General features: G+C 46.8%; 7 protein-coding genes. 4 read left to right on the forward strand and 3 right to left on the reverse strand.

Translation table 11 applies throughout. The features are described 5' to 3' along the window. Positions 1–150: 150 nt before the first annotated feature. On the forward strand, positions 151–981 hold the full coding sequence (pyrF, locus tag CIK96_RS06350; RefSeq protein ID WP_094435894.1) for an orotidine-5'-phosphate decarboxylase: 831 nt from the start codon (positions 151–153) through the stop codon (positions 979–981). Between the two features lie 548 nt (positions 982–1,529). After that, a complete protein-coding gene (locus CIK96_RS06355) occupies positions 1,530–2,510 on the forward strand; it encodes a GNAT family N-acetyltransferase (protein ID WP_094435896.1) in 981 nt (326 codons plus the stop codon). 657 nt (positions 2,511–3,167) lie between these two features. Here the strand turns inward: CIK96_RS06355 and CIK96_RS06360 are convergent. The 3 genes from CIK96_RS06360 to CIK96_RS06370 are packed head-to-tail and all read right to left on the reverse strand — an operon-like array spanning position 3,168 to position 5,637. Continuing rightward, positions 3,168–4,145: an esterase-like activity of phytase family protein gene (locus tag CIK96_RS06360; RefSeq protein WP_254047089.1), complete on the reverse strand. Its 978-nt coding sequence runs from the start codon at positions 4,143–4,145 to the stop codon at positions 3,168–3,170. After that, positions 4,138–4,836 carry a DUF2461 domain-containing protein gene (locus CIK96_RS06365; protein WP_094390921.1) on the reverse strand — a complete coding sequence of 233 codons (699 nt, stop codon included), beginning with the start codon at positions 4,834–4,836 and terminating at the stop codon, positions 4,138–4,140. The genes CIK96_RS06360 and CIK96_RS06365 overlap by 8 nt, the downstream gene beginning before the upstream one ends. A 12-nt stretch (positions 4,837–4,848) precedes the next feature. Then, on the reverse strand, positions 4,849–5,637 hold the full coding sequence (locus tag CIK96_RS06370; protein ID WP_094440086.1) for an RNA methyltransferase: 789 nt from the start codon (positions 5,635–5,637) through the stop codon (positions 4,849–4,851). Positions 5,638–6,419: 782 nt separating this feature from the next. Here CIK96_RS06370 and CIK96_RS06375 point away from each other — a divergent pair. Both CIK96_RS06375 and CIK96_RS06380 read left to right on the forward strand, forming a co-directional pair. After that, complete coding sequence (locus CIK96_RS06375; RefSeq protein WP_094390920.1) at positions 6,420–7,052, forward strand: LexA family transcriptional regulator; 633 nt, start codon at positions 6,420–6,422, stop codon at positions 7,050–7,052. After that, a complete protein-coding gene (locus tag CIK96_RS06380; protein WP_254047090.1) occupies positions 6,997–8,325 on the forward strand; it encodes a Y-family DNA polymerase in 1,329 nt (442 codons plus the stop codon). The genes CIK96_RS06375 and CIK96_RS06380 overlap by 56 nt, the downstream gene beginning before the upstream one ends. Positions 8,326–8,617: the final 292 nt, after the last annotated feature.

Raw genomic sequence — 8,617 nt, forward strand, 5'->3', positions numbered from 1 at the left:
GTTCTCTTATCGTCTGCGCAGGCATTCCGTTCTCAATCATCTGACAGATAGCCAGACGTTCTTTCAATGAGCGTTTCTTATACTTCATATTCTTGTTGGTTGTGTCCAACTTTTGGGGTTCAGTTCAAAACAGAAACAAAAAAATAGATTATGAACAGACAGCAACTCATCGAACAGATCAAGACGAAGAAGTCTTTCCTCTGTGTAGGTCTCGACACAGACTTGAAGAAAGTGCCACAACATATTCTTAATGAGGAAGATCCTATCTTCTCGTTCAACAAAGCCATCATCGATGCCACAGCCCCCTACTGTGTGTCATACAAGCCCAACCTGGCCTTCTACGAGGCTTTTGGTGTGAAGGGTTTGATATCGTTTGAGAAGACCGTGAAATACCTCAAGGAGAACTACCCCCATCATTTCATCATCGCTGATGCGAAGCGTGGTGATATCGGCAATACCTCTGCGATGTATGCGCGTACCTTCTTTGAGGAGTATGACATCGACTCGCTGACGGTGGCTCCCTACATGGGTGAAGACAGTGTGACTCCCTTCCTCGGTTATGAGGGTCACTGGGTTATCCTGTTGGCGCTGACCTCCAACAAGGGTTCTCTCGATTTCCAAATGACGACCGACGAACAGGGTGAGCGTTTGTTTGAGAAGGTATTGAAGAAGAGTCAGCAGTGGGGCACGAAGGATAATATGATGTATGTGGTGGGTGCCACCCAGGGTCGTATGTTTGAAGACATCAGAAAACTGGCTCCGGAGCATTTCCTGTTGGTTCCCGGTGTTGGTGCTCAGGGCGGTAGTCTGGAAGAGGTTTGTCGCTATGGTATGACCAGCGACTGTGGCTTGTTGGTGAACTCGTCACGTGGCATCATCTATGCCTCAACGGGTAGCGACTTCGCTGAGGTTGCTGGCCAAAAGGCCAAGGAGCTCCAAGAGCAAATGGCTGTACAGCTGCAATCTGCCGGAGTCATCTGAAATCTCACACTCTGAATAATCCACGGAGGGCACTCTGAATAATCCACGGAGCACACGGATCATCGGAATTTAAACGGAATTTATACGGATATTTTTGGGTTGCGCGAGCGCAAGAAATCTTGGAGGAAATCTTTTTTAAGATGTTGCTTCGCAAGAAATGAATCATCGGATCATCGGAATTTAAACGGATGTTTTTTTGGATTCTTCGCAAGATTTGATATACAAGCAACAACGGGCTGAAGGCCCAATGGCTTCCTTAGCCCAGGGTAACACCCTGCGGACTTGATGTAACATATACACCTACGTCCTGTAAGGACAAAAGTATTTACCTAGATAGGCTGATATCAAAAATCTTTAACTAAAATCTTTACTAAAATGCGCAACAGTACGTTGCTTTTGGGGAGAATTTTATAATGGATCGCCTTACAGGCTCGACATCCTAACTATAATCTTAAAGATAATCTTTAACTATAATCTTTTTCCAGGTTCTCCGTGTGGTCCGTGGATTAAAAAAGATCGGTGGGAACTGTGTGATATAAAAGGAAGAGATGATGAGAACGAGAATCTATGAGCATGTGGTAGAGTTGCCCGATTTCCCCTGCAGGAAGTATTTCCATAGCAGGCAATTGATGCAGATCTACGAAGACGCACAACGCCAGAAACCCTATATGGTCGTGGTGAGCGACGATGACGAACAGGTTGTCGCCCACCTACTCGCGGTGGTGCGCCAACACAGACTCTGGATACCACCATTCCTCATGCAACACGCATGGGTCATAGGAGAAGGGGAATATGAACGCGGTGTCAACAACCGGGAGGAGGTGTTTGACATGATGGTCAGTGCACTCAAGAACAAACTGCAACACCAGGTGTTGTATTTTGAACTGTTAGGTTTCGAGCAGAAGATGTTTGGCTATGGTGCCTTGCGGCGCATGGATTTCTTCCCTGTGAAATGGATGTCTGTGCATAACTCCCTCCACTCTGCCCCACCACAGGACCGTATCTCAGAACGCCTGCTACACCGTATAGAGAACGGTATCGCGCGAGGTGCGGTGACCAAGAAGGTGGAGAATGACGAGGAATTCAATGCCTTCTTCAAACTCCTCAGTCAATACAACTGGTTGAAGCCCTACCACTACCAACCACCAGCATCCTTCTTCCGTTCTCTGATGGATGACGGTCACTGTCAGATCTTCATCACCTTGTTTCATGGACATGTGATCGGTGCTGCGGTATGTATCTATTCTGAAAACGATGTGTATCTCTGGTATTCTGCTGCGCGTCGGAAATCGATGGCACCACTGCATCCTCTCGCTGTGACGTTATGGAAGGCGATGACGGATGCCCACGAGGCGGGTTATGACCATGTGCGTTTCCTCAACGTAGGTATGCCGTTTCGTAGGAATCCCTATCGTGACTTCATCCTTCGGTTCGGTGGCAAGGAATGTAGCACCTATCGGTGGTTTCTGACTCCCATCAAATGGGTGAATCATTTCTTTACGTGGCTTTGGCGGATCATCGGAATTTAAACGGAATTTATACGGATTTTTTTAGTTGCCTAAAGGCAAGAAATCTTTGAGGAAATCTTCTTTAAAGAATGGCCGGAGGCCAGAAATGATTTATTCACTCAGCCTCCGTAAACATAATCTTTAAGAATATGATTTTGGATACACAAGCAACGACGGGCTGAAGGCCCAATGGCTTCCTTAGCCCAGGGTAACACCCTGTGGACTTGATGTAACATATACACCTACGTCCTGTAAGGACAAAAGTAAAACCTGGGTAGGGTGATAGCAAAAATCCTTAAACAAAAATCCTAAACAAAATGCGCTCTTCCTCAGGGTGTTGCCCTGGGCTAGGGAAACCATTGGGCTTTCAGCCCGTTTTTGCTTGTGTATCAAAATCTTTAGAATAATCTTTATTCAAGTTTCGCAACTGAGGGAATTGATTGAAGTTAAAGAAGTTATCACTCCCTACGGTCGTTCGGGAAGTTAAGAGACAATAGCCTTTTGCCGTAAGACGTAGGACATTTGTCCCTTAACTTCTCTCTAACTTCCCTAACTTCCCTTAACTTCCCCACATGCGCAACTTAGGGATAACCTTAACGCTAACCACTAAACACTAATCACTAACCTATAACCTCTAAACACTAAACACTCCGCTTTCTGTGTGTTCCGTGGATAAAGTCAGTCAGACAACAGTAAGGTCTTGAACCAATCTTTCAATACCCCTTTATACTGATTCTGGGAATCGGCGACCAGGATAAGGACCTGGCGACCGTCAGGGAGGCGTGGCCCAAGACACATACCCTCGTAGTTTGCAATATGCTGGGTGGTGAGATTCAACCGCGTGGTCCAAGAGTAGAGTAACTGTTTGGGGAGCACCGCGTCTTCCGCTGTATGGAGGGGATCAATCAGAAACAGGCGACAGGTCACAAAAGAGCCGATATAGTGTTGGGCCACAAAGAACTCACGTTCCAATACCAATAAGCGACCATCGGGAAGCGCTGTCAGTGCAGACACACCATAGACATCGGTACCTCTGCGTTTATTGGTTTGTGGGGCATCCATCACATAGCGCCATTGCCCAGAACAGGTAAGACTGTCAGAAAACTGCAACAGGCGTTGTGAGGTCTCACCAGCGAGAGGCGCTTCTGTAACCGTCCAGAAATGGTGAGAGGCAGGGTGATAGGTCAGCGCCTCCAGACCTTGGTTGGCATGTGCCTGACGGATTACGGTGGGGATATCGAGGCGACGTCCAGTCAACTCTCCTGCAAGGGAATATTCCAGAACCGCATTATCATGTTCACCACTGATAAACAGGGTGCTATCGGGAGTGAACAACGCAATCCCCTCTTCATCACGGTTGGGAATGGCAGAAGAACGGAAGCCCTCATGACGGACATCCGTGAGTTCACCAGAAACAGAGTCAACCATCATAGTAAAGACATGGAAGCCACTGGTAGCAGCCTTATCGTCAACCACAGCATATCGGTTGTTGCCCAATGGTGTTATCCCACTATAGTTACCCGGTGGTACAGATGAAGGGAAATGATGTTGCGGTAAGCCTTCAACCAGGAATGTTGTATCAGGCAATATCTGTGCTGTTATCTGATGTATGACGACCATCAGGAGCACAGCGATGACCAGCAACCGCTTATTCATAGTCATCGACCACACTATTGATGAAATCCATCATGGGTTTCGCCACTTTGAAGATTTCGATGGCGCGTTGCATCCAGTCGGGTTGAGCAAAGAAATCATCGTCAACACGTCGCCAGCAACAATAGTCTTTCTGACGCAGGTAGCGCAGGTAGGCATAGTCGCGTGGAAATCCCACAGGACATGTTTTCAGATGCGTCATACCAAACCCTTGCGCATCCTCCCAAGTAGCAGAATCGGGAGAACCAAAGAGATGTAGGAAATCGGGATTCTCCACACAGCGCAGCCACTCCTCTTCATTGGCCATGATTTCATTGCGACATGCCGTCAGGATATTGGTAGGTAGCCAATAGGTGCCTACTGCCAATATACACTGTCCCGGTTCTATATGCACATAATAGCCGCCATGGAGAGATTTCTTGCCATGTGCAGAGATATACACGCAGAAATGGCGCTTATAGGGAGACTTATCAGGTGAGAAGCGCGTATCGCGATTGAAACGATAGACGCAGTCTTTCACAGAGAGGTGTGCCACGGTAGGATCGAAGGAAGCAATCTGTCGTATCAGTTGTGTAGCCTCCGTTTCAAACTCCTGTCGTGCAGTCTGATACTCATTTTTATGTTCTTGAAACCACTGTCTGTTGTTATTGGCAGCAATAGCCTTGAGGAAGTCGTATATGAGGGTAGTATTCATAGAAAGTCATTTTTATAGTGCTGCAATCTGTCGCTGTCGTACAGCCTCGAAGAGGAGGATGGCCGCAGAGACACTGACGTTAAGGGAGTCTAGGCGTCCCAACATAGGGATGCGGATATGTGCTGATGCCGCCTCCCGCCACTGTTGGGTGAGTCCTGTGGCTTCAGTACCCATGACGATAGCAGTAGGCTGTTGCATATCGACATCATAATAGAGGTGGGAATCCTGCAGTTGTGCTGTCAGAATCTGTATGTTTCTATCTTTCAAGAACTGGATACATTCCTCTGACGAGCAGGCAACGGTCGGTACAGTGAAGATTGCCCCGATACTGCTGCGTATCAGATTAGGGTTGTGGAGGTCTGTCAGTGGATCGCAGACGATCACCGCGTCAGCCTGTGCAGCATCAGCAGAACGGAGTACCGCTCCGAGGTTGCCAGGTTTCTCTACGCGTTCTAAGATGACGAGTAATGGTGATGAAGACAGTTTCAGTTCGTTCAGCGTCAGTGGTTTGTCGAAGACCACGGCAACGATTCCCTCTGTAGATCCTCGGTATGCGATTTTCTCATAGACCTTAGGTGTCACGGTGAAGAGGTGTGGTGCAGACGGTCTGGTGTCTTTTGCTAACTCAGGGCACAGGAAGACGGACTCTATCTGATAGCCAGCCTCCTGACAGTGTTGTAGTTCGCGGAGTCCCTCAACGACGAAGACGCCTTGTTTGCGGCGCTCTGATGATTTCTGTTGTAGGAGAACCAGTCGTTTGACCTGTGGGTTCTGAAGACTTGATATTACAGTTTCGTTCATCATATTTATTCTTTGTTTTGATGCTGTTTGTGGTGCATCATCGCACTGAATGGGTTTTGATTTGCAAAGTTACGACTTTCTTCGACAAATGTCGCACGGATCACTGGAAATTTATCCACGGAGGGCACTCTAAATAATCCACGGAGGACACGTTTTTTTATCCACGGAGCACACGGAGGACACGGATATTTTGGGTAGCCTACGGCTAGAAATCTTTGGGGGAAATCTTCTTTAAGATGTTGCTTCGCAAGAAATGAATCATCGGATCATCGGAATTTAAACGGAATTTAAACGGAATTTAAACGGAATTTTTATCCACGGAGCACACTCTAAGCAATCATCGGAATTTAAACGGATGTTTTTTTGGATTCTTCGCAAGATTTGATATACAAGCAACAACGGGCTGAAGGCCCAATGGCTTCCTTAGCCCAGGGTAACACCCTGCGGACTTGATGTAACATATACACCTACGTCCTGTAAGGACAAAAGTATTTACCTAGATAGGCTGATATCAAAAATCTTTAACAAAAATATTTGACCAAAATACGCTCGAGTACCTCGCTTTATGGAGGGATTTTTTGGGGATCGCATCGGAGATGCTCGAAATCTAAACTAAAATCTTAACGAAAATCTTTAACTAGAATCTTTTTCCGTGTCTTCCGTGTCCTCCGTGGATTTTTTGGGGGTAGCGTTAAGGTTATACAGTATAGTGTTAAACTTTGAAAAGTGTATGACGGAAATCAAAATTATTTCTTAACTTTGCAGTATCAATTCCAAGACTCATGACAGAACAACAGCAAGACAAGCAATGGGGAGGGCGCCGGAAAGGTGCAGGGCGCCCACCAACGGACAGTAAATCATTTACTTTCCGTGTACCAGGCGATGTAGCACATATCATTGATTCACAGGAGAATAAAACAGAGTTTATCAAGCGTTGCATCATCAGAAGCATACAGGGAGACGAGGCATCCGCCAATACCTTGTCGTGGGGTAACGTATATCCCGCTACTCGTCTCAAAGAGATGCACGTGCCTTTCTTCGATGTACGTATTGTGGCAGGGTTTCCCCTACCCCTCGACAACGACGAGCGCAGTCAGGACATTGACCTGCTGAAGATGTTGTGTGCCAATCCAGAGGCCTGTTATCTGATTCGTGTCAAAGGGCGTTCGATGATTGATGCCGGTATTATGGATGGCGATATTGTCATTGTGGATAAGAGCAACCGTAACCCGTCTCCTTCGGAAGTTGCAGTATGTGAACTGAATGGGGAATACACCCTCAAGCGTTTTGAACGCCGTGGTGACACCGGTTGGCTGATTCCTGCCAATCCCGACTATCCAGAGATAGAGATCACCCCCAATGATTCATTCAGTATTTGGGGCACCGTCACCTATATTATCCACAAGCCCCATTGAGACCATGTATGCCCTGGTAGATTGCAACAGTTTTTTTTGTTCGGTAGAACGTGTATTCCATGCTGGTTTGCGCCACAAGCCCCTGGTGGTCTTGTCGAGCAACGATGGCTGTATTGTGGCGCTCACCCCTGAAGCCAAAGCCATCGGTCTTCATCGTGGTGACCCGATATTCCAGGTGGAAGACATTGTGAAGGCCCATCATGTAGAAGTGTTTTCAGGTAATATGTATCTCTATGCTGCCATGAGCAAGCGTATCACCAGTATCTTACGCCATTCCATCCATCAGGTGGAGAACTACAGTATCGACGAGAGTTTCTGTAATCTAACAGGCTATGGAGGTCATTTCGACCTTGTCGGTATGATGCGCGACATAGGACGTAAGATTCAACTATGGACAGATATTCCTGTCAGCATTGGCATTGCCCCTACTAAAACATTGGCCAAGATGGGTAGTAAGTTTGCCAAGCAATATCGTGGTTACAAAGGCGTATGTCTCATTGAGAGTACCGCACAGCGTCGTAAGGCCCTGTCGATGTTCGACCTTTCTGATGTTTGGGGCATAGGGCGTCATACCCTTGAGTGCCTCAACTATCACGGCATCAGTACGCCATTGGAGTTTGCAGACAAGAGTGAGGCATGGGTGAAGTCACATTTACACAAGCCAGGAGTACAGACATGGCTTGAACTCAATGGTATTCCTGTTATCGATACGTCAGAGGTTGTGCGCAGAAAGACCATCTGCACCAGTCGTAGCTTTGGTGATATGGTCAGCGACCTTGCTTCCTTAAAGGCAGCAGTAGCCTCTTTTTCCGCCAGTTGCGCCAATAAGTTGCGTGCAGACGGATCGGCAGGCAAGACGGTGAGTGTATTTCTTTATAGTAACAGGTTTCGTGAAGATCTCCCGCAATACAACAATACTGCATCGGTGTCTTTGTTACTCCCCACATCGGACACCATGGAACTGACTCAAGCAGCTCTACGCGTGCTTTCAGCCATCTATCATCCCGATATCCTTTACAAGAAGGCTGGTGTTGTCATCAGTGATATTGTGTCAGCGACTCCTATGCAGACCGACCTTTTTGATACGATTCATAATCGGCAAGAGCGCAACAGTCTGATGAATACGACAGACCGCCTTAACCACCGTTATGGATTGAAAACCATTCGGTTGGCAGTGGAAGGTACGGAACGGCAAGCCTGGATGGTGAAATCTGATCACCGTAGTCCTAACTATCTCACTGACATCACTCAACTCCTTACTATCCGCATCTGAATATCTCACACGGATTGTTTTTATCCACGGAGGGCACGGATCATCGGAATTAGACGGAATTTATACGGATGGTTTTTATAGCCTGAAGGCTAGAAATCTTTGGAGGAAATCTTTAATAAAATATGGCCTATGGCCAGAAATAATCTACCACTCTGCCTCCATAAATAACGTGAGTTCGACGAAATATAAGTGTCTAAAAATTTGGTGATTAGCGAAAATTGTTGTAACTTTAAGGTGCTAAAAAATCAAAAGTTTACAAACAATAATCGCTATGATCACCGAGGACAAAGTT

Origin of the sequence: Prevotella sp. P4-98, assembly GCF_002251405.1 — a bacterium.
Taxonomy (GTDB): Bacteria; Bacteroidota; Bacteroidia; order Bacteroidales; family Bacteroidaceae; genus Prevotella.

Bases quoted from the DNA above. Each gene is read 5' to 3' on its own strand.
- pyrF (WP_094435894.1), top strand. From the start codon at position 151: ATGAACAGACAGCAACTCATCGAACAGATCAAGACGAAGAAGTCTTTC.
- CIK96_RS06355 (WP_094435896.1), top strand. From the start codon at position 1,530: ATGATGAGAACGAGAATCTATGAGCATGTGGTAGAGTTGCCCGATTTC.
- CIK96_RS06360 (WP_254047089.1), bottom strand. From the start codon at position 4,145: ATGAATAAGCGGTTGCTGGTCATCGCTGTGCTCCTGATGGTCGTCATA.
- CIK96_RS06365 (WP_094390921.1), bottom strand. From the start codon at position 4,836: ATGAATACTACCCTCATATACGACTTCCTCAAGGCTATTGCTGCCAAT.
- CIK96_RS06370 (WP_094440086.1), bottom strand. From the start codon at position 5,637: ATGAACGAAACTGTAATATCAAGTCTTCAGAACCCACAGGTCAAACGA.
- CIK96_RS06375 (WP_094390920.1), top strand. From the start codon at position 6,420: ATGACAGAACAACAGCAAGACAAGCAATGGGGAGGGCGCCGGAAAGGT.
- CIK96_RS06380 (WP_254047090.1), top strand. From the start codon at position 6,997: ATGATTCATTCAGTATTTGGGGCACCGTCACCTATATTATCCACAAGC.